This is a genomic window from Neobacillus rhizophilus (genome assembly GCF_018343535.1).
Lineage (GTDB): Bacteria > Bacillota > Bacilli > Bacillales > Cytobacillaceae > Neobacillus > Neobacillus rhizophilus.
This window is the reverse complement of the sequence record NZ_JAGYPF010000004.1, coordinates 1-19,244: the sequence shown is the minus strand read 5'-3', so window position 1 is coordinate 19,244 and position 19,244 is coordinate 1. Positions and strand designations below refer to the sequence as shown.

Annotated in this window: 18 protein-coding genes, 1 rRNA gene and 1 riboswitch; of the genes, 4 read left to right on the top strand and 15 right to left on the bottom strand. The window is 41.6% G+C overall.

All coding sequences use genetic code 11. The annotated features are described in order from the left end of the window. Positions 1–60: 60 nt before the first annotated feature. A complete protein-coding gene (locus KHA99_RS18310; RefSeq protein ID WP_213118945.1) occupies positions 61–1,392 on the top strand; it encodes a solute carrier family 23 protein in 1,332 nt (443 codons plus the stop codon). 29 nt (positions 1,393–1,421) lie between these two features. Here KHA99_RS18310 and KHA99_RS18305 read toward each other — a convergent pair whose 3' ends face one another. The 4 genes from KHA99_RS18305 to KHA99_RS18290 all read right to left on the bottom strand — a co-directional run bounded on the left by KHA99_RS18305 (position 1,422) and on the right by KHA99_RS18290 (position 5,273). Next, a complete protein-coding gene (locus KHA99_RS18305; protein ID WP_213118944.1) occupies positions 1,422–2,090 on the bottom strand; it encodes a phosphatase PAP2 family protein in 669 nt (222 codons plus the stop codon). Between the two features lie 157 nt (positions 2,091–2,247). Next, complete coding sequence (gene curA / locus KHA99_RS18300; protein WP_213118943.1) at positions 2,248–3,264, bottom strand: NADPH-dependent curcumin/dihydrocurcumin reductase; 1,017 nt, start codon at positions 3,262–3,264, stop codon at positions 2,248–2,250. 166 nt (positions 3,265–3,430) lie between these two features. Next, the gene (locus KHA99_RS18295; RefSeq protein WP_213118942.1) at positions 3,431–4,318 is read right to left on the bottom strand and encodes an NAD(P)-dependent oxidoreductase; all 888 of its coding nucleotides are present in this window, start codon (positions 4,316–4,318) and stop codon (positions 3,431–3,433) included. 22 nt (positions 4,319–4,340) lie between these two features. Beyond that, positions 4,341–5,273, bottom strand: coding sequence for a D-2-hydroxyacid dehydrogenase (locus tag KHA99_RS18290; protein ID WP_213118941.1), 933 nt, complete (start codon positions 5,271–5,273; stop codon positions 4,341–4,343). Between the two features lie 215 nt (positions 5,274–5,488). Then, positions 5,489–5,669, top strand: a riboswitch (Lysine riboswitch). A gap of 112 nt (positions 5,670–5,781) precedes the next feature. Between KHA99_RS18290 and dapA the strand changes: the two genes are divergently transcribed. Beyond that, on the top strand, positions 5,782–6,669 hold the full coding sequence (gene dapA, locus KHA99_RS18285; protein ID WP_213118940.1) for a 4-hydroxy-tetrahydrodipicolinate synthase: 888 nt from the start codon (positions 5,782–5,784) through the stop codon (positions 6,667–6,669). A gap of 379 nt (positions 6,670–7,048) precedes the next feature. Then, a complete protein-coding gene (locus tag KHA99_RS18280; protein ID WP_213118939.1) occupies positions 7,049–7,819 on the top strand; it encodes a sulfite exporter TauE/SafE family protein in 771 nt (256 codons plus the stop codon). 28 nt (positions 7,820–7,847) lie between these two features. Here the strand turns inward: KHA99_RS18280 and KHA99_RS18275 are convergent, their stop codons facing one another. Continuing rightward, positions 7,848–9,152 (bottom strand): sensor histidine kinase, encoded by a 1,305-nt coding sequence (locus KHA99_RS18275; RefSeq protein WP_213118938.1) that lies wholly within the window; start codon positions 9,150–9,152, stop codon positions 7,848–7,850. A 213-nt stretch (positions 9,153–9,365) separates the two neighbouring features. Here KHA99_RS18275 and KHA99_RS31240 point away from each other — a divergent pair, with 213 nt between their 5' ends. Continuing rightward, entirely contained in the window at positions 9,366–9,494 is a 129-nt protein-coding gene (locus KHA99_RS31240) for a hypothetical protein (protein ID WP_261363815.1), read from the top strand. A 44-nt stretch (positions 9,495–9,538) separates the two neighbouring features. On the opposite strand, the gene map is transcribed toward KHA99_RS31240, so the two are convergent. From map to rrf, 10 genes are all read right to left on the bottom strand, one after another. Then, the gene (map, locus tag KHA99_RS18270; RefSeq protein ID WP_213118937.1) at positions 9,539–10,279 is read right to left on the bottom strand and encodes a type I methionyl aminopeptidase; all 741 of its coding nucleotides are present in this window, start codon (positions 10,277–10,279) and stop codon (positions 9,539–9,541) included. A gap of 128 nt (positions 10,280–10,407) precedes the next feature. Continuing rightward, a complete protein-coding gene (locus KHA99_RS18265; protein ID WP_213118936.1) occupies positions 10,408–11,235 on the bottom strand; it encodes a dienelactone hydrolase family protein in 828 nt (275 codons plus the stop codon). 320 nt (positions 11,236–11,555) lie between these two features. Beyond that, positions 11,556–12,758 (bottom strand): aminotransferase-like domain-containing protein, encoded by a 1,203-nt coding sequence (locus KHA99_RS18260; RefSeq protein WP_213118935.1) that lies wholly within the window; start codon positions 12,756–12,758, stop codon positions 11,556–11,558. Positions 12,759–12,793: 35 nt separating this feature from the next. Next, positions 12,794–13,633, bottom strand: coding sequence for an ABC transporter ATP-binding protein (locus KHA99_RS18255; RefSeq protein ID WP_249366769.1), 840 nt, complete (start codon positions 13,631–13,633; stop codon positions 12,794–12,796). Further along, the gene (locus KHA99_RS18250) at positions 13,623–14,420 is read right to left on the bottom strand and encodes an ABC transporter permease (protein WP_213118934.1); all 798 of its coding nucleotides are present in this window, start codon (positions 14,418–14,420) and stop codon (positions 13,623–13,625) included. The genes KHA99_RS18255 and KHA99_RS18250 overlap by 11 nt, the downstream gene beginning before the upstream one ends. A gap of 242 nt (positions 14,421–14,662) precedes the next feature. Beyond that, positions 14,663–15,655 (bottom strand): ABC transporter substrate-binding protein, encoded by a 993-nt coding sequence (locus tag KHA99_RS18245; protein ID WP_213118933.1) that lies wholly within the window; start codon positions 15,653–15,655, stop codon positions 14,663–14,665. Positions 15,656–15,679: 24 nt separating this feature from the next. After that, the gene (locus KHA99_RS18240) at positions 15,680–16,786 is read right to left on the bottom strand and encodes an iron-containing alcohol dehydrogenase family protein (protein ID WP_213118932.1); all 1,107 of its coding nucleotides are present in this window, start codon (positions 16,784–16,786) and stop codon (positions 15,680–15,682) included. Positions 16,787–17,102: 316 nt separating this feature from the next. Continuing rightward, positions 17,103–17,846 carry a glucose 1-dehydrogenase gene (locus tag KHA99_RS18235; protein WP_213118931.1) on the bottom strand — a complete coding sequence of 248 codons (744 nt, stop codon included), beginning with the start codon at positions 17,844–17,846 and terminating at the stop codon, positions 17,103–17,105. 92 nt (positions 17,847–17,938) lie between these two features. After that, positions 17,939–18,919, bottom strand: a complete 981-nt coding sequence (locus KHA99_RS18230) for an NADPH:quinone oxidoreductase family protein (protein ID WP_213118930.1) — start codon at positions 18,917–18,919, stop codon at positions 17,939–17,941. Positions 18,920–19,117: 198 nt separating this feature from the next. Then, positions 19,118–19,234: ribosomal RNA gene (gene rrf / locus KHA99_RS18225) — 5S ribosomal RNA — on the bottom strand. Between the last annotated feature and the right edge of the window lie 10 nt (positions 19,235–19,244).

The following is a 19,244-nucleotide window of genomic DNA, read 5'->3' as shown; positions in this document are numbered from 1 at the left end:
GAACTATCCATTATAATCAACTTGAAAATACCTTTGAATACGAACGAGGGGGATTTATCCTTGGAAAAACAGAATAATATTATTGTGGGTGTAGATGAGAAAATAAGTTTTGGCAAAGCCCTTATTTTAGGGATGCAGCACGTATTGGCGATGGATTTATATATTGCGCCAATCATTATCGCAGGATTACTTTCACTAAGTACGGAAAACACATCCTTCTTTATCCAAATGTGTTTCCTGGCAACAGGATTAGCGACCATCGTCCAAACAGGCTTCGGGATTAAGCTTCCTGTCGTCCAAGGACCTTCTTATGTTCCGATCGGCGCCATCGCTGCGATTGGCGGAAAGCTTGGATTAGGGGCCATTGCCGGAAGTTTGATTCCCGGTGCCATCCTTATTTCCCTTCTCGGTTATCCACTAAAATGGTTTGCGAAAGCCGTGAAAAAATTTATTCCGCCGCTTGTAGGGGGAACGGTAATCATCATTGTTGGGATTTCGTTAATGCCAGTGGGAATGAACAGCATCTATCATGCCGAAGGAAAAATTGGCACGAACATTCTAATTGCAGCGATTTCAGCAGGGGTACTTGTCATTTGCATGCTATTGGGTCGTAAAATGCACGGATTTGGAACCTTTTTCCGTCTCGTTTCCGTTTTACTAGCAATCGCTATTGGTACGATTGCTGCCGCCATTTTTGGGCAGGTAGATTTTTCACCGGTGAAGGAAGCAGCATGGTTCTCACTCCCTTCCTTTTTCCCGTTTGGAAAGCCAGTCTTTGATCTTAGCGCTATTATTACTGTTGCTTTTGTTTATTTCATTATTCTAATTGAAACAACTGGAACTTGGTTTGTAGTATCCACTGTTACTGGACAGGAATTGGATGAAAAACGCCTTAACCGTGCTTCCTTTGGTGAAGGCCTTGGCTGCTTTATCGGATCCTTGTTTGGCAGCACACCGATGACAGGTTATTCTTCTAATGCAGGATTATTGGCAATTACTGGTGTAGCAAGCAGAATGGCGATCATGACGGGCGGCGGAATCCTAATCTGCCTTGGTCTAGTTCCAAAGCTTTCAACAGTAATTACTTGTATCCCTGAAGCAGTAATCAATGGAATTTTCGGAATTGTCTGCGTGGCAATTGTGACCAATGGCATGAAGGTGATTCAGCCAATTATCATCAACGATCGAAATATGATGATTATCGGTATCCCTATCCTTTTAACCATTGCAGTAACAATCTTGCCTAAAGAGGCATTAGCGGGCGCACCTGACTGGGTCAACTATATCCTTTCTTCTAGCATGACAGTTGGGGCGTTGGCGACACTTCTTTTGAACCTTTTGATTCCTGAGGAAAAGACGGAAAAGAGCAAAACGACTGAGGTTGTTGCATAAAAAAAACGGGTGGAGCGCCACCCGTTTTTTTACGTCCTTTTCAACTGTCTGCCTTTTAATTGTGGCCGCCTTTCTACATACCATTGGAAAAACCAAATGGCTGTAGCCATCCAAAATCCACTTGCAAAATACCCGCCAATAATATCACTTGGGTAATGAACACCCAAATAAATACGACTGATCCCAATCATCAAAATCATGATGGTACTAAAAATAATTAACAGTATGCGGCCTGTTCGGGTAGCAATATGTCTCCAAAGCAGGAAGGCAAGTATTCCATATACAGAAAATGCATTCATCGCATGTCCGCTCGGAAAACTATAGCCGCCGATTTCTATCAAGCGATGGAATTCGGGCCGTGCTCGGTGAAAGATTGATTTTAATATTGAATTGATAATCGGGGTTCCCGCTATCACAGCAATGAATAATATCAGTTCTAGCCGATGGTGCAGCACCTTATAGAGAAAGAAGATAATAAGGAGGCTGAGAATCACCACTATTTTTGTCGACCCGATGAAGGTGAAAAATTTCATGATGGCTGTTAACGCAGGTGACTCAAGACCTTGTACTGAACTTATTATGGTGCTATCAAATTGGACAATCTTATGAGCCTCGATAAGCGTAGCCATCAAAGCAAAGGCCGCAAGGGAGATGACGCTTAGGATGAATGCACGTGTTAGCTGAAACTTCAAGTTCATTACTGGTAACCTCACAGATAAAATTTCCTTTATTTTACCCTATTTCTGTTTATATCATAAAGTTTCGGAAAAATAGGCAACTTGTTTTTTACCTCTAATACACTCTCGCTCAGGGCAAAATACAAAAAGTGCCCCAAAGGGACACTTCTTTTCTTCATTATTCCTCCGCTACTTTCACCAGCTGTTTACCAATGTTGTCACCGCGGAAAAGTCCTAGGAAGGCATCGATGGTGTTGTCAAAGCCTTCAACGATGGTTTCGCGGTATTTGATTTTTCCTTCCCTTACCCACTGGGCTAGCTGTGCTAAGCATTCCTTGTTGTGCTGTGCATAGTCAGAAACAATAAAGCCTTTCATCAAGGAACTGGTTGTCAACAGCTGACCGGCAACCCTTGGACCGACAGGCGGTTTATCCGCATTATACTGGGAGATTTGTCCGCAAATAGCAGTCCTGGACTGGAAATTAATTAAGGACATCACCGCATCGCTTACATGACCGCCAACATTGTCGAAATAAACATCAACACCGTTAGGACAGGCTTCTTTCAATGCTTTACGCAGGTTCTCCTCTGCTTTGTAGTTAATTGCCGCATCAAAACCTAGTTCCTCAGTCAAATAAGCGCATTTATCATCGCCGCCGGCAATCCCGACAACCCGGCAGCCTTTCAGTTTAGCGATTTGACCAACAACAGTGCCGACCGCTCCAGATGCACCTGAAACGACAACCGTTTCCCCTTCCTTCGGCTCCCCTATGTATAGCAATCCAAAATATGCGGTCAAGCCAGGCATTCCGAGCACATGAAGTGCCGTGGTCACAGGTGCCATTTCTGGATTAAGTCTGCGAAGGCCGCTTCCATCAGAAACGTTATATTCAGCCCATTCAAGTAGTCCGTCTACATACTGGCCCGCTTCAAACCGAGAATTTTTCGATTCGACTACTTTTCCAACTACCCCACCTTTAAATGGCTGACCGACTTCATATGGCTTGGCATAAGATTTGGCAGCCGACATCCGGCCCCTCATATAAGGGTCTACAGACAAATACAGAGAACGAATCAATACTTCACCATCCTGAAGTTCTGGAACATTCTCCTCAATAAATTCAAAATTACTTTCATCTGGCATTCCTACTGGCCTGCTTGCCAATAAAATTTTTCTGTTCAAAAGGTTTGACATCTAACCACTCCCTGTTTTATCTACTCCAAGAAGCAATTCTAGGTGTTTGATTATAATGTTCTACTTTTACGGCTAATCTCCTGCCAGAACACGAAATTAATGAGCGTATACCTTCAATTTTTCTTATTTTTCTTACTTTTTCAGCAACATTCATCACTGCACCCTGTTATTCCAATCCCGCTTCTTCAAGAGCAATTCTAGTAAGTGCTGCCCAATCCTGATTTCCGCGATTTTTGGCCACTGAGGCTAGCAGGCGGTTATGCAATAGACCCGCTAACGGCATCGGTGTCTGGGTCGAGTTTGCCTCCTCCAAAACTAGGTTGCAATCCTTAAGACCGAGCGCCAGCTGAAAACCCGCCGGTTCAAACTGCTTTTTGGCAATCATCTGGCCATAACCTTGATACACTGTACAATTAAATAAGGTTGATGCATAAATTTCAGCAGCCAGCTGCCGGTCTATACCATTTTTCTCAGCTAGATTAAAGGCTTCGGCCATTGCTTCCATTGCTGCCATAATCATAAAATTTCCGCCTAACTTGATGACATTGGCACTTTCAGGCTCCTCCCCTACATCAAAAACACGCTGGCCAAGAGCATCCTGGATGTGTTTTACCCGCTCTTTCGCTACACTGGACCCTGAGCTAAGAATATTCAATTTTTGAGCTGCCGCTGCTTCCGGACGACCAAAAACTGGGGAGGCCACATATTGGCTGCCATGCTCCTGATGATAAGTTGCTAATTTTCGTGATGTTGCTGGAGCTATTGTACTCATTGATAAATGGATACCGCCCTGCCCCAGCACTTCCCCAAACCCATTTGGTCCCATAACGAGCTCTTCTACTGCCTGATCGTTTGCCACCATAGTAATCACGATTCCGCCAGGTGCTGCGGCGTCTGCAGGCCTGTTCACTTGCTCGGCGCCAGCTTCAACAACTGCCTTTGTTTTCTCGGGAGTTCGATTGTAAACCTTCACCTGAAAACCAGCCTTCAATAAATTCATGACCATAGGCTCTCCCATATTTCCAAGGCCAATAAAGCCAATTACTCCTGTCATTTTCGTTCATCCTCCTGCTATTCTAATATCCCTTCTTGGTATCTACTCTATTGTTAAGAGGTTTGTTTTCTTCCAAGTTTTTAAGTGTATCCAAAAAACACGCTGCACCTTCTTCTGGTGACGTTACCGCTGAAATATGAGGGGTAATCAGTACGCCAGGATGTTTCCATAATGGATGATTTTCCGGCAGCGGCTCCTGTGCAAACACATCCAAGACAGCATAACGGACCTGCCCGTCTTCCAAAGCTTGCAGCAATGCTTCTTCATCCACCGATGCCCCTCGCCCAACATTAATAAAACCGGAATTTGTTACTTTTTGAAAAACTTGACTATTAAAAAATCCAGCCGTTTGTTCCGTTAGCGGCATCGTGTTGATGATCACATCCATTTCCCCTAGTAGGGTAAAATGAGATTCAACAGTCATTACATCATTAAAATACTCTTTTTCTTTTCCACTTTGGGAGACGCCGTAAACTTCCACTCCGAAACCAGACAAAAGCTTCGCGGCAGCCTGTCCAATTTCACCGGTTCCATAAACCATCACTTTGAGTTCGTTTAATAACTTCGGAGTCCTTTGCTGCCATTTTTTCTGCAACTGTAATTCCCGGAACTCCTCGTGAAATTGTAAATCTCTTAATATGTAGCTTAAACAATACTCTCCGATTCTTTGACCAAACGAACAAATGGTCCTTGTCAAAAGTACACTATCGTCCCAGGCATTTTTAAATAAAAAACGGTCAACTCCCGCACCGAGCGAGTGCACCCATTTTAAATGACTGTAATCGTAATCGGATTTGAGATTAAAAGATACAAGTGCATCCGCCCATTTCAAATTATCCTGAATAACTTCATCCTCCGGGATATAACGGAAATTCTTTTGGACGCCCGCATTTTGGATGTATGCCCGAAGCTCCTGATACATGGGACTGACAATTAAAATATTTTCGATTTTCACAATAATTCACCTCTTCAACATTACCTCCATTTTAAGGATAATTGGGAAAAAACTCAAAAAAGAAGCGTAGTCTGTTAATCCCTGCTCTCCTCCCAATGCTATATAACTATCAATAAATATACGATTTTAGTGTTTTTTATAAAAACCCCTTGAACAAATAGGAATATTCTGTTATATTAATTTTAATTACATACTTCTTACTTCATACCTTATGAAGTGAGGATAGAGGCGCAAAGACCATCAGTAAACCATCCAAGGGTAATGGGACCCGTTGACGGTGGCAGAAAGGGGAATTTGCCGAAGCTTCTGAGGATCTCATTGTTCCGGAAGCTGGTTCTGTTATTGAATAAATACAGAATTGTCATATAGGAAACTATATGGAGGGCTATCTCACGCAGGGGAACTTGTAAAATTAACGTTTCTGATGCAGCTGTTGGGCCCTTCCCTCAGCTGCTTTTTGCGTTTGGCCTTACCTCTTTTTAAAAATAATTTTAAAAGGGTGAAATTTATGTACTTTGGCCAAGTTTTAACAGCAATGGTGACTCCGTTTGATCAGCATGGCGAAATTGATTTTAATGCGACGAGTGATTTAGTAAATTATTTATTAGCGAATGGTACTGACGGGTTGGTGGTTTGTGGAACAACTGGTGAGTCCCCTACCTTATCAACTGAGGAAAAAGTGGCATTATTTAAATTTGTGGTTGAAGTTGTGGACGGGAGAGTTCCCGTTATTGCAGGCACTGGCTCCAACAACACAAGATCCTCAATCAGTCTAACAAAGCTAGCAGAGGAAGTCGGCGTAGACGGCATCATGCTCGTTGCACCATACTATAATAAACCATCCCAGGAGGGCATGTATCAGCATTTTAAAGCGATTGCTGAATCTACTTCTCTTCCGGTTATGCTTTATAATATTCCGGGCCGCAGTGTCGTCAATATATCTGCTGAAACGGTCATCCGCCTTTCTCAGATTCCTAATATCGTAGCGGTTAAGGAAGCTAGCGGCCACTTGGATGACATGGCCGAAATTATTAAACAAACTGCTGATGACTTTTCTTTATACAGTGGTGATGATGGAATGACCTTGCCGGTGCTTTCGATTGGCGGCGTTGGTGTGATTTCCGTTGCATCTCATATTATCGGGAATGAAATGCAGGATATGGTTACACGCTTTAAAAATGGGGATTTGGCGGGCGCTGCTGCAGCACACCGTGAATTACTGCCCATTATGAAGGCTTTATTTGCAGCGCCTAGCCCAGCACCTGTAAAAGCAGCTTTAAATATGAAAGGGATCAATGCTGGCGGTCTGCGCTTGCCGCTGATTCCATTAAACGATGAGGAGACTAAAACGCTTCGAAATATGCTGTTGCAGAACAGTGCAGTGGAAGTTTTGTAGAATGATATAATTTGATATCGGTTTAAGAAGGACAAAAATAACCGGATTCTGGTTGGATTTGTCCTTCATTTTTTTGATGAAGGACAAATTCATGTTGTCACCAATTCATAATGTCCTTCATAACCCCGTTGAAGACCAAAACCTTCCGTTACCTGTTTCAAAATGTCCTTCATAACCTTGATGAAGGACATTTTTAGTTGTTCCCTTGTCCATTATGTCCTTCATGGCCTCAATGTATCCGCTAATCTTTTTTCCCTCTATCCTCACTGCAAAAATATTTCTTTAATAAATTCAGAAAAGTGTTTACAAAATCTCCTTCAAACTCTATAATTCACATATATTTACTCGGAATTCATCATGAAAGAAGGAGGCCCCCAACATGAGCATAGGAATTGCATTAATGGGATTATTAGTTGGGTTATTGGTAGGATTAACAGGGGTTGGAGGGGCAGCATTGTTAACCCCAGTGCTCATCATGGTCGGAATTCAGCCTTCCATTGCGGTGGGAACGGACCTTGTTTACAACTCCATTACAAAACTGTTTGGAGTCATTCAGCATTGGAGACAGAAAACGATTAACTTTAAACTCATGAAGTATCTTGCTATCGGTAGTGTCCCAAGTGCAGCAGGAGCCATTCTCATCCTTCAGGTTTTTGAAAAATATTTCCACAATCAAGAACAAATTATCAAACATGGACTTGGCTATGTTCTAATTCTAGTGGCCACAGCCATTTTAATTAAGACATTTTTTGATAATAAAATCAGGCCGAACCGCTGGCAATTAAGGCCGATTGAGGAAAAACGAACATTAACAATTTTAATCGGTGCCGGTTTCGGCTTTATCGTCGGCCTGACTTCAATAGGATCAGGATCATTATTTGCCCTTGCCATGCTATATCTCTACCGCTTGAAAGGATCTGAGCTGGTTGGCACCGATATTGCCCATGCCTTTTTATTAGTGACTGTTGCCGGACTCCTCCACGCGAATGCTGGAAGTGTCAATTATATGCTTGTAGGGAACCTGTTAATCGGGTCGATCCCTGGCGTTTTAATAGGGAGTACCTTATCTTCAAAAGTACCGACAAAGCCCCTTCGTACGGTCATCTCAGCGGTCATCATTTTTAGCGCGCTAAAACTTATAGGATTATAATAAAAAAGAGCTTAAAGCTCTTTTTTTGCTAAAATTCGGTTTCTAACTTTAATTGGCTATCCTTCTGAACCATTTTATATTCTGTAATAAAGGCGGGTAATGTGATGGTTATGGTCGTTCCGACATTTAAGATACTGTCAATATCAAGCTTCCCATTCATCGTCTGAATGGTTTTCACCGCGACCATGGAACCTAATCCTGTGCCCTTTGTTTTACTGGTGTAGTATGGCTCACCGAAGCGGTTTATTTGCTCTTTACTCATGCCGACACCGGTATCAACTATTTTAACTGTGACCTTATTTTTTTCAAGAGCTGAAACTATTTGAAGCTCCCCGCCATTTGGCATTGCTTCGATCGCATTTTTTATTAAATTTAAAAAGCATTGGCGGAAATAGTTCTTGTTTCCTTGAACCGTTCCTTGACCAAGGTTATCTGTAATAGTCACGGAACTCATTTTTGCTAAAGGCTTCATGATATCAATGACATTGCGGATTTCTTGTTCGATTAGAAGTGGTTCTACTTTTTCGATTGCTGGTTTTGCAAAGGCCAGGTAATCACTAATAATCGATTCGGCATTATGAAGTTCTCTTTCTATATGTTCAATATAGCGTTTCTTCTCGTCTAGAGATAGATTAGGAGATTTAAGCAATTCCATAAATCCTTTTACAACGGTTAAAGGATTTCGAACTTCGTGTGAAATACTTGCCGCCAGTTGGCTGACAACCTCCATTTTTTCAAACTTAACTATTTTTGATCGGATATACATAGCATCTGACAATAATTCAATGATATATACCATAAAAAACATAAGAATAGGAGGCAGAATAATAAAATAAAAAATGTATGCTTCTGTCACAACGAAAATATCAGACATCCATAAGGCGACATAAGTCGTAAAAATCTCAAGGACAATGGTCAGCAATACGGAACTGATCAATTTATTTTTTCGATTAAACCTATTAAATCTTCCTGAAAATAGGGCTGTAGCCACAAATATCACAATATATACAACTAATGTAATACCATTCATTCCGTAAATGGCAAAGCGAGATGTTAACATAATCACCAATAGAACAGCCCCGACTGGCCATCCGCCATAAAGTGTTCCAATAAATACGGGAATTTGCCTTAAATCATGTACACAATACTCGTCAATGTAAATCGGGAATTTCATACAAAATATGATCGGTAAACTCATGCAGGCTGTCAGAAGGGCTTTTCGATACTGTTTAAATTTTTTGACGTTATCAACTAACACAAAAAACATCAACAGACTGACAATTATATAAAACACATTATCTAAAACATTGTGATTAATATAAACAAAATCCATTACAGGCAGCCCCTTTAAGTTATGTGCATTTCCAAGTTAAAAATAGAAGAAACACAGCTTATTTATTATAGCATTTATCATACTAGTAATTAAAGGAAAATTTCCCCTGAGTCGTATATCAATAAAATTGAATGAATATTTTTTCAAAAATAATTGCATTATATGAATGGCTCATTTGCCCTATTAACGAAGGTACATATGAAAGGAGAACCCATGACAAATCGTAATAACAATCGTAACCAGCCGCATACAGGCAGTAATGATGCTGAATTTGGCGCCGAATCAACTTTAAGTAAAAAAGATGATAAGAAAGCTGCAAGACAAAACAAGAAAAATCAATAAGAAAAGAGGATAACTCCGAAGAGTTATCCTTTTATCTTTCCTTATTATTTAGTTACGATGATCGGGCCATTTTTCGTCAAAATCAATGTATGCTCAACTTGAGCAACAAAGCTTTTTTCCGTAATGTAGGTCCAGCCGTCGCCTTTTTCATAAACTTCTTCCTCATGAGTAGAAATAAACGGTTCAAAGGCAATGACCATCCCTTCTTTCAACAGCTCATCATCCCATGGCTCATGGTAATTATAGATATGGTCTGGACGTTCGTGAATTCTCCGTCCAATTCCATGGCCGGTCAGATTTTTAATAACGGTGAAGCCATGCTGCTTCGCGGTTTGGTGGACTGCTTTACCAATTCCGCTCTTTTTTGAACCTGGCTTCGCTTTTTTCAGACCGGCATCAAAGGCTGCCTGTGCCGTTTCGCAGAGTTTTGTCAGCACTTCGTCTCCTTGGCCAACAACAAAGGAAATGCCAGTGTCCGCAAAATAACCATTCTTTGAGGCCGACACATCAATGTTAACGAGGTCTCCTTCCTTAATAACCCGATTGCCCGGAATCCCATGGGCTACTTCCTCATTAACACTGATGCAGGTATAACCAGGAAAATCGTATTCCCCTTTTGGAGCGGAAATGGCTCCTTCCTTTGCAAAAAGTTCACCAGCGATATCATCTAACTCTTTCGTGGTAATACCAGGCTTTGTCCGTTCAACCAATTCATCACGAATGGCCCCAACAATCCTGCCAATTTCCTTTATTCCATTGATATCTTCTTCTGTTTTAACAATCATGCCATTCCCCTACTTATGTTAGTTTTGTTTGTCTAAATGACTTATAGGTTCTATTGTAGCCTTTCTTTTTCGAAAAAAACAAGTGAAAAACAGGTATTATGATTTCACTAGTACCTGTTTCCTTGAAATTATTCGGCCGTAACTTGGTTCAAAAACGTAAGTGCTTTAGCAAAGGAATCACGTGCATAGCGAGCATTATAGGTTGGGTTCGTGTCATTAAAGAACGCATGCTGCGCATCAGGGTAGACAATCGCTTCAAAGGATTTGTCCAACTTCTTCATTTCCTCCTCGAACGCTGGAATCAAGTTCGTGATATTCGGATCATTTCCGCCATAAAAGCCGAGAATTGGGCATTGAATTTCATCTATACGTTCTTTTGGCGGGCGGCCGTAGAATACAACAGCCCCGGCATGGTTTTGGTCATTCACAGCAAGTGCCGCTGATAAAGCGCCGCCTAAACAGAATCCAACAGATGTGACAGTCATATTTTTCGTTTTTTCGTAAGTATTTCGTGCATAATCGGCGGCAGCCTTTAAAATATTGACAAACATTTCGGATTTACTTGGATCTAAAAATCCAAAAAGCGTGTTTAATGCTGCACGCATTGTTTCTTGGCGTTCGTTTGGAAGTTTTGAAATCTCCGCTTCCCGCGCATCCGGGTTGAACCACGCTGGATGTGGAATAGAATGGAGAAAGCTTTTCACCTCTTTCAACATCTCCTCATTCAACTCATTTGGACGGACACCATTTTCTGCAAAGAGATCTGGCGCAATGGCTACGTAACCGGCAGCCGCGAAACGCTGAGCAACATCCTGGATATGAGCATCAACACCCCAAATTTCCTGAATGACAATAACCGTCGGCCTTGGTTCGGTAACAGGTTCAATTGCAGCAACATAAGCACGAATATCTCCATTTGCCCCTGTAAATGTTCTCCATTCTGATTGTATTGGCATCGTGACACCTCTTTTATGTAATTTTTCTATCCCAATTTACCATAATAAAGCTGTTTTTAAAATAAAGTGAACCGCCCCATCTGGATAATTTTGGGTATTTCAGGATTTACTCGTCTATTTTTGATTTTTACTAGCCTGATACCGGGGTTACTTGTCTATTTTTTGATTTACTCGCCGAAATTTAGAATTTACTCGCCTATTCTTAACGTTTACTCGTCAACTGCCCATTCCAACAATTAGAATCACAGGTTTGCTTAAGAAGACAAAGACGAAAACAAAAACAATGCGCATTTTGGATATAAAAAAACAACCTACAATTTTTAGGTTGTTTTCTTTAAGTAAGAAGCAATTAGCTCTCCAAGTATCTGAACGCCCGCTTCCATTCGCTCTTCAGACTCGTAGCTGAACGATAAACGCAGATACTCGATGCCCTCCTGTTGGTTTGCAAAAAAGAACTTTCCAGGCACATACGAAACACCTGCAGCTAAAGCCTTCTCTAACATTTCAGCTGTATCGACACCCGGAACCTTTACCCAGACAAAGTAACCACCCTGGGGAACATACCAAGAAACCGATTCAGGAAAATACTTCTCAATATACTGAGCCAGTCTTTCACTTTTGCTCCGGTATACGGTTTTTAACTCCGCAAGCCTTTCATCAAGATTAATTTTTTCTAAATAGGCTGCCATTGTCGCTTGAGAAAATGGGTGGTCCAAATCCTTTTTAAACCATGAAAAAGCAGTAATAAATTCACGCTCCCCCACTATCCAGCCAACCCGCATACCTGGAGCAACGACTTTGGATAAAGAACCGACATGCAAAACGCGGCCTTCTGTATCCAGTGCTTTTAATGTTAATGGGCTTTCTCCGAAAGAAAGTTCACCATAAGCATCGTCTTCTAAAATAAGGAAGTCGTATACAGCAGCGAGCTCCAATAAATGTCTCCTACGCTCTCCACTCAAAGTCGTCCCAGTCGGGTTTTGAAAGGTTGGAATCGTGTATAGGAGGCGCGGCAAAGTCAGCCCTGCACTTTTTCTTCCAGCAAGAACCTTTGCGAGTTCATCCGTCCGAAGTCCCTGGTCATCAATCGGGATACTGATAATTTGATTCGTGTAGTTGCGAAAAATCTCCAAAGCCTCCATATAAGTTGGCGCTTCAACGGCAACAGCCACATTTTCGTCAAGCAGCACACGTGCAATTAAATCAATTGCCTGACATGCCCCTGCTGTAATTAACAGTTCATCCCCTTGGACCTTTATGTCACGCTCAGCCAAGCGGTTCTGGATTTGCTGTTTTAATTTCTCCATCCGTGGGGTGCCCAAATAATGAAGCGGCAAATCATGTTCCTCATCCAGCAAGCGGGCTGCTGCCGCCTTTATTTCACCTGAAGGAACAAGTTTAGGCGCAGGATACCCCGAACTTAAACGGATGCACTCCTTAGGCAATGCAGGCATCCATTCCCCAGGCGGGTCGTTCTTTAACGCCGCTTTCACATTGTCAGGAAAAAAAGAATCAATTTTCACGTTAACCAAACACCTTTCACTACGAACTCAATCTGTTAGTTAATTGCTTTTAAACTCTCTTCCCTGATGAGTGACAGTAATTCCTCTTTATATTGGGCAAATTCAACCGACCCTTTTACACTGAACTCTCTCGGTCTCTCCAAAGCAATCGGCACCTTTTTCTTTAGGCGGCCTGGTCTTGCCGTCATAACGTAAACAGAATCGGCCAAGAAGATCGATTCCTCGACATCGTGGGTAATGAACAAAATCGTCTTCTTAGAATCCTCCCACGCTTTTAATAGCACTTCCTGCATAATATTTCTTGTCTGGGCATCTAAAGCACCAAACGGTTCGTCCATTAGAAGAATCTTAGGGTCATTGGCAAGTGCACGAGCGATGGCAACGCGCTGCTTCATCCCCCCGGATAATTGGATTGGATAATGTTTTTCAAACCCTTCCAAGCCAATCAATTGCAGATAATGCCGTGCTACATCGTCCCGTTCCTTTTGAGAAACCCCTTTTAATTTTAATCCAAAGGAAATATTATCCTTTACCGTCAACCAAGGGTACAAGGTGTATGACTGAAACACCATCCCCCGGTCTAGTCCCGGACCGTTTACTTCCTGTCCATCGATGAGAACCTGTCCAGAGGTCGCTTCCTCCAACCCCGCAACAATCCTCAAAACTGTTGATTTACCGCATCCGGAAGGACCCAAAATGGTGACAAACTCCCCATCGCTAACGGAAAAAGAAGTCTTCTCCAATGCTGTCGTTTCACCGCTCTTTGTTTTAAAAACTTTACCGACTTCTTTAATTTCAAGCTTTGGTGTTTTTACCTGAGGGACATTGTTTTCGATTATGTTTTTCGCCGCTTGAATGACCATATTACAATCCATCCTTTCTCATCCATGAAAACGAAGCCCGATAAACGGCTTTAAAAATCATATCGGTTAACAAGCCGAGAATTCCGATGATTAAGATTCCAACGATAATTTTATCAGGCTGCAGGAAACGCGATGCCTGCATAATCATGTAGCCTAAACCGCTTGATGCTCCGACAATTTCGGCTACAACTAAATAAGTCCACGCCCAGCCGAATGTAATGCGGAGTGTATCAACAATCCCCGGCAACGCTGCTGGCAGAATCACTTTTGTGAACAACTGCCCTCTTTTTGCTCCTAATGTATAGGAAACTTCAATTAAGTCATTTTGAACGTTTTTAGTAACGTCCATAATCATGAGCGTAAGCTGGAAAAAGGTTCCTAAGAAAATAACGCTCATTTTCTCCGGTTCACCAAGACCAATCCATAAAATCAATAAAGGAATAAAAGCGGATGCCGGCATATAACGAATGAATCCGATGATTGGTTCAAAAGCTCCCTCCATAATTTTTAATGAACCCATTAAAATCCCGAGAGGAATACCAATTAGAGCGGCAACCAAAAATCCAACCAATACCCTTGTAAAACTGATGCCAATATCAGATAGCAGGTCTCCATTGACAAATAAATCAACACCCGTAGTCAACACAGCAGTAGGTGTCGGCAAAAACAGCGGGTTCACAATACCGCCATAGGTCAGTACTGACCAAACTAACAAAAATAAAAGAAATGTTACAAGTCCTGCCGTACTATATAGCTTTTTTGGTATGTCCTTATTCGGCGTTAATAATTTTGCAATCATTTTTCTCACCCAATTCTCTTAATCTCTTAAAAAGGCCTAATATATGAGGACCGAACCCGCCTCATATATTAGGCTTTCTACTCTATCCTTTATCCCGCCTTAACGAGCAGTAAGATCCCCCACCTCAAGATTCAGAGATTAAATTGACGATAGGTGGGGAATCAACTGCCCGTAAAGGTCCGATTGGTTCAACTAACCATCAGTGGGGAGGTGAAGATTCCCCCACTGATGGAAGTTTCACTTTATTGGAAGCTTGGATTAAGCACATCTTCTGCTTTTGGCTCTTTTTTGATAATGTTTTGCTCTTTGTAAAACTTAATGGCATTTTCAGTTGATTGATAGATGGAGCCTTTGCTGCTTTCTGAACCAAATAATTTGGTGTTATCCTCTTTTGTGAAAAACTTCAAGCCTGATTCGGTGGCAACAAATTCTTTTGTATCAATCTTTAATCCTTTTGCCATGATTTCGTCTGCTTCATCTTTATGCTCTTTCCAGTAAGCCATTGCTTCACCCATCGCCTTAACAAATGCTTTTACATCGTCCGGACGGTTTTTAATGACGTCTTCTTTAAAGCTGATGGTATCTACAATAATGCCTGGAAGATCCTTTGTTGATAATAAAACTTTGCCGTTTGCTTCAGATCCTTTTGATAACCACGGCTCCCAAGTTACAGCTGCATCCACTTTGCCTGCTGCAAAAGCGGCACCAGCATCACCTGCAGACATTTGAACTACTTCTACGTCTTTTTCCGTTAAGCCGCCTTGCTTCAATGCGGTTAAAGCAAGCATATGGCTGGTAGAGCCCACTTCAAACGCAACCTTTTTCCCTTTTAAATCTTTTACATCTTTGATGTCGTTTTTAACAAGAATTCCGTCGCCGCCGTAAGAATCATCCAGTAACCAAACAACCTGCACCGGAATATCAGCTGCAGCAAGTGTTACTTGAACATCCAATGCTGTTGCCATGCCGTCGATTTTGCCGCTGGCTAATGCCTGCTTACGCTCTCCCAAACCTTCAACGATGGAAAGCTCCACATCGACGCCATTTTTCTTAAAGAAGCCTTTTTCTTTTGCCAAAAATAATGGACCATAACCTGTCCAAGTAGGCAATGTTACCTTTAACGGTTCTGATGATTTCTTTTCCTTAGCGCCACCGCTTGCAGCTTCATCTTTTCCACAAGCCGCTAATGCTAGTACTAACATAATTGAACAAAGCATAACTAGCCATTTTTTCATTCTAATTTCCCCCTAAGATTGTCTTTATCTTTGATTTGTAGCAGCTAACATTGTTGTTCCAATTTCATCTGCTTTTTGAACAGATGTCACGACCATTTCCGGTGTAACTGCGAATGGCATATTCTCCATATCTTCAATAGTCACAGTTATTTCACCTAGCTGTTTCCATTGTTCTGAGGTTAATTCCTTTATTCCCATTTGCTGTAATGTATAAGGCAGATCAACCTCTTGGTAATATTCGATTAACGACCTTACCTCTCCCGCTTCTAATCCTTCCATACAAAGCTGCGCTAAAATACCAAAAGCGACAATTTCGCCGTGATAGGTATCATGTATTTCCGGGAAGATGGTCAACCCTGAGTATATCGCATGGGCTGCTGCAGTCCGGCAATCATCACCGCCATACCCGCTGACACTGCCGCTGACTAAAATGACGGCATCAATAATGTCCTCTAACTCATTGGTTAAGGTTTGCTCCTGAATCGATTGAACAGCTGCTTTTCCCGATTTCAGCAAGGTTTGGTATAGCTGTCCGGCAATGGCAATCGCGGTTTGATTGATGGCGTTTGGTACAGCTTTTTTAATGGAACATTTAGTTTCAAACCATTTGGCCAATGTATCGCCGATTCCAGCCACTAAATAGCGGACAGGTGCTTCAAGAATGATGTTCGAGTCCACAAGCACCATTTCCGGTGCTTTAGCATTTCGGCTGATTTCAAGGAATTCCCCTTCATCACTGTAAATGATGCTGATGGGTGTTGCCGCCGCACAAGTGGCTGCAATCGTTGGAATAGCCACAAGCGGTTTCTCCAATTGATACGCCACCGCTTTTACAGTATCCAATGCTTTACCCCCACCTGTAGCAATCAGAACATCAAAGGTTTCAGATTTTAATTGATCTATCAACCTATCAATATTCGATTGGGAGGATTCACCGCCATACCAAAGAGACTGTTTCAACGTGATCCCTTGCTCTTCTAGACTTCGCCGTAATGGTTCCACAATTACCTGACGACTGGTATTCCCGCCAATCAGAATAGCGGTTGTTCCAAAGTTTCTTATGTATAATCCTGCATCTGCTAGAATCCCAGGGTTTCTGACATATTGTCCCGGACCGACGACTACTTTCATTTACAATTTCCCCTTTTAGTTCCTGCGTATGAATAATATTCTACTAATATAAATGTTTGTCCATTTTATGTCAATATAATTATATAAATTTTCTAAAACTTATTTTTATAACATTTAATTGATAATTATTCACACATTAAATTTTCTTGATATATTTTCCATTTTTATTATAATGATAATATTTATAGTCTCCATTTTGTACTTTATAAAGGTGATTTTTTGAAAAAGTGTTTAAAAAAACGCTAGTAAAATTCCAAAATGGAAGTTTACTAGCGTAAGATATTTTATCGAATATAATCTAAATTCAACACACAAATTACAAGTTCAAAGTACCCCCATCAATTACGATCGTTTCGCCGGTAATGAAGGATGCTTCATCTGAAGCAAGGAATAAAACTAAGTTAGCAATCTCCTCAGGATAACCAATGCGGTTCAATGCATTTGCTGTAGATAATACAGGCCATTTTTTTGTTTTCTTCCAATCCTCAACCATATTTGTATCAATGATTCCTGGAGCGATCGCATTCACACGAATATTCTTTTTCCCAAACTCAGTTGCCGCTGTTTTCGTAAGAGCCATTACACTGCTTTTTGATGCAGAATAAGCTGCGACCAGCTTTTGGCCTTTGATGCCGGCAATACTTGCTGTATTAATGATGGAACCGCCTGAAGACATCTGGGGAATGGCATATTTTAAGCCTAAGAAAACTCCATTTGTATTTACATCAAACACCTGCTGCCATTCTTCAAACGAAACATCTGGAATCTTTTTCTCGCCACTTTTTACACCAGCATTATTAAATAAAATGTCTAATTTGCCATAAGTATCTATGGTTTCTTGAATCATAATCTGTACATCTTCGGGTTTGGACATATCAGTTTGAATAAACTTAGCTTCTCCGCCAATTTCATTGACCAGCTGAACGGTTTCTGCTCCCGCTTTCTCACTATAATCGGCAATGACCAACCGGGCTCCTTCTTGTGCAAAGCGAATTGCTGTTGCTCTGCCAATCCCTCCGCCGCCTCCTGTTATAATAGCTACTTTATCTTTTAAACGCATATTTTTCACCCTTTTTCCATTTTATTTAGGCACACTTCCTGCTATTATCATTGGGTAAAATTTAACTAAAGCGTCTTGTCTAAACTATTTCATTATGGCAGGGCAACCAATTTCCCATAAGTTTGACGATCACCGAGAACTTCCAAGGCGGAAGGAACATCCGTAAAATCAAATTCACGGTAAATGAGAGGCTTGATTAAGCCTTGGTCATAGAGTTTCATTAAATCCTCATGAATTTCGACCGCCTTCTCCGGATACAATCGGCGGAACAAGCCCCAATGCACTCCGACGATTGAATAATTTTTAATTAAGGCATGATTTGCAGGGGCTTCCGGAATGCGTCCGCCAGCAAATCCAATGACCAAGAGACGCCCATCAAAAGCAATACATTTTCTGGAACGGTCAAAAACATCACCGCCAACTGGATCATAGATGACATCTGCTCCGCGTCCGCCAGTTTCTTTTTTCACGACATCAACAAAATCTTCGGTCAAATAATCGATGGCAATATCTGCGCCAAGGTCTTTACATAATTGAACCTTTTCCGGTCCACCAGCAGTAGCGATGATTTTCGCCCCTCTTGCCTTACCGAGCTGGATGGCAGCCGATCCAACACCGCCTGCACCGGCATGTACTAAAAGAACTTCCCCTTTTTGAAGATTAGCACGGTGATATAAGGCATAATAAGAAGTTTGGTATGTAATAAACATAGATGCAGCCTCGCTAGGAGACATCTTCTCAGAAATGACATAAACAGAATTCTCAGGAACACTGACCCATTCAGATAATCCCCCGTTTGGCAGAGGTGGTGTAGCTATAACTCGCTGACCTATCTGAAACCGGCTTCCTTCCCCCACTTCCCGGATAATCCCTGATACCTCAGCACCGGGCGTGAACGGCGTCGGCGGCTTTTCCTGATACTTCCCTTGGCAAAGCAATATATCGAAAAAGTTAAGTGAGGATGCCTCCACTTGAATTAACACTTTTCCCTTTTCAAGGGCAGGTACAGATTTTTCCTCCAGGTTTAACACATCTTTCGGATCCCCTAATTCATTAACAATCCAACTTCTCAACTTAAAACTCCTCCTTTAATTATTCTTTCACTTAATACTGACCGGTTAGTATTTAAAAACCAAACATTATAATTATTATATTCCATATTTTCTGACTAGTAAATCAATTTGTTTGATGCACAGGGACGGTTCTCATGCATCATTCAAATTAAAGAGCCAACAAAAAAGACAACCATATTTCAGGTTGTCTTTTGGATTGCCCGGCAGCGTCCTACTCTCACAGGGGCTTTCGCCCCAACTACCATCGGCGCTGAGAAGCTTAACTTCCGTGTTCGGGATGGGAACGGGTGTGACCTTCTCGCCATTACTACCGGACCTATTGAAT

Excerpts from the sequence above, each read along its gene's own strand:
- KHA99_RS18255 (WP_249366769.1), bottom strand. The coding sequence starts at position 13,633 with ATGGATTGTAATATGGTCATTCAAGCGGCGAAAAACATAATCGAAAAC.
- KHA99_RS18275 (WP_213118938.1), bottom strand. The coding sequence starts at position 9,152 with ATGGATTTTGTTTATATTAATCACAATGTTTTAGATAATGTGTTTTAT.
- KHA99_RS18250 (WP_213118934.1), bottom strand. The coding sequence starts at position 14,420 with ATGATTGCAAAATTATTAACGCCGAATAAGGACATACCAAAAAAGCTA.
- dapA (WP_213118940.1), top strand. The coding sequence starts at position 5,782 with ATGTACTTTGGCCAAGTTTTAACAGCAATGGTGACTCCGTTTGATCAG.
- KHA99_RS18265 (WP_213118936.1), bottom strand. The coding sequence starts at position 11,235 with ATGCCAATACAATCAGAATGGAGAACATTTACAGGGGCAAATGGAGAT.
- curA (WP_213118943.1), bottom strand. The coding sequence starts at position 3,264 with ATGTCAAACCTTTTGAACAGAAAAATTTTATTGGCAAGCAGGCCAGTA.
- KHA99_RS18295 (WP_213118942.1), bottom strand. The coding sequence starts at position 4,318 with ATGACAGGAGTAATTGGCTTTATTGGCCTTGGAAATATGGGAGAGCCT.
- KHA99_RS18245 (WP_213118933.1), bottom strand. The coding sequence starts at position 15,655 with ATGAAAAAATGGCTAGTTATGCTTTGTTCAATTATGTTAGTACTAGCA.
- KHA99_RS18305 (WP_213118944.1), bottom strand. The coding sequence starts at position 2,090 with ATGAACTTGAAGTTTCAGCTAACACGTGCATTCATCCTAAGCGTCATC.
- KHA99_RS18240 (WP_213118932.1), bottom strand. The coding sequence starts at position 16,786 with ATGAAAGTAGTCGTCGGTCCGGGACAATATGTCAGAAACCCTGGGATT.
- KHA99_RS18280 (WP_213118939.1), top strand. The coding sequence starts at position 7,049 with ATGAGCATAGGAATTGCATTAATGGGATTATTAGTTGGGTTATTGGTA.
- KHA99_RS31240 (WP_261363815.1), top strand. The coding sequence starts at position 9,366 with ATGACAAATCGTAATAACAATCGTAACCAGCCGCATACAGGCAGTAAT.
- KHA99_RS18235 (WP_213118931.1), bottom strand. The coding sequence starts at position 17,846 with ATGCGTTTAAAAGATAAAGTAGCTATTATAACAGGAGGCGGCGGAGGG.
- map (WP_213118937.1), bottom strand. The coding sequence starts at position 10,279 with ATGATTGTTAAAACAGAAGAAGATATCAATGGAATAAAGGAAATTGGC.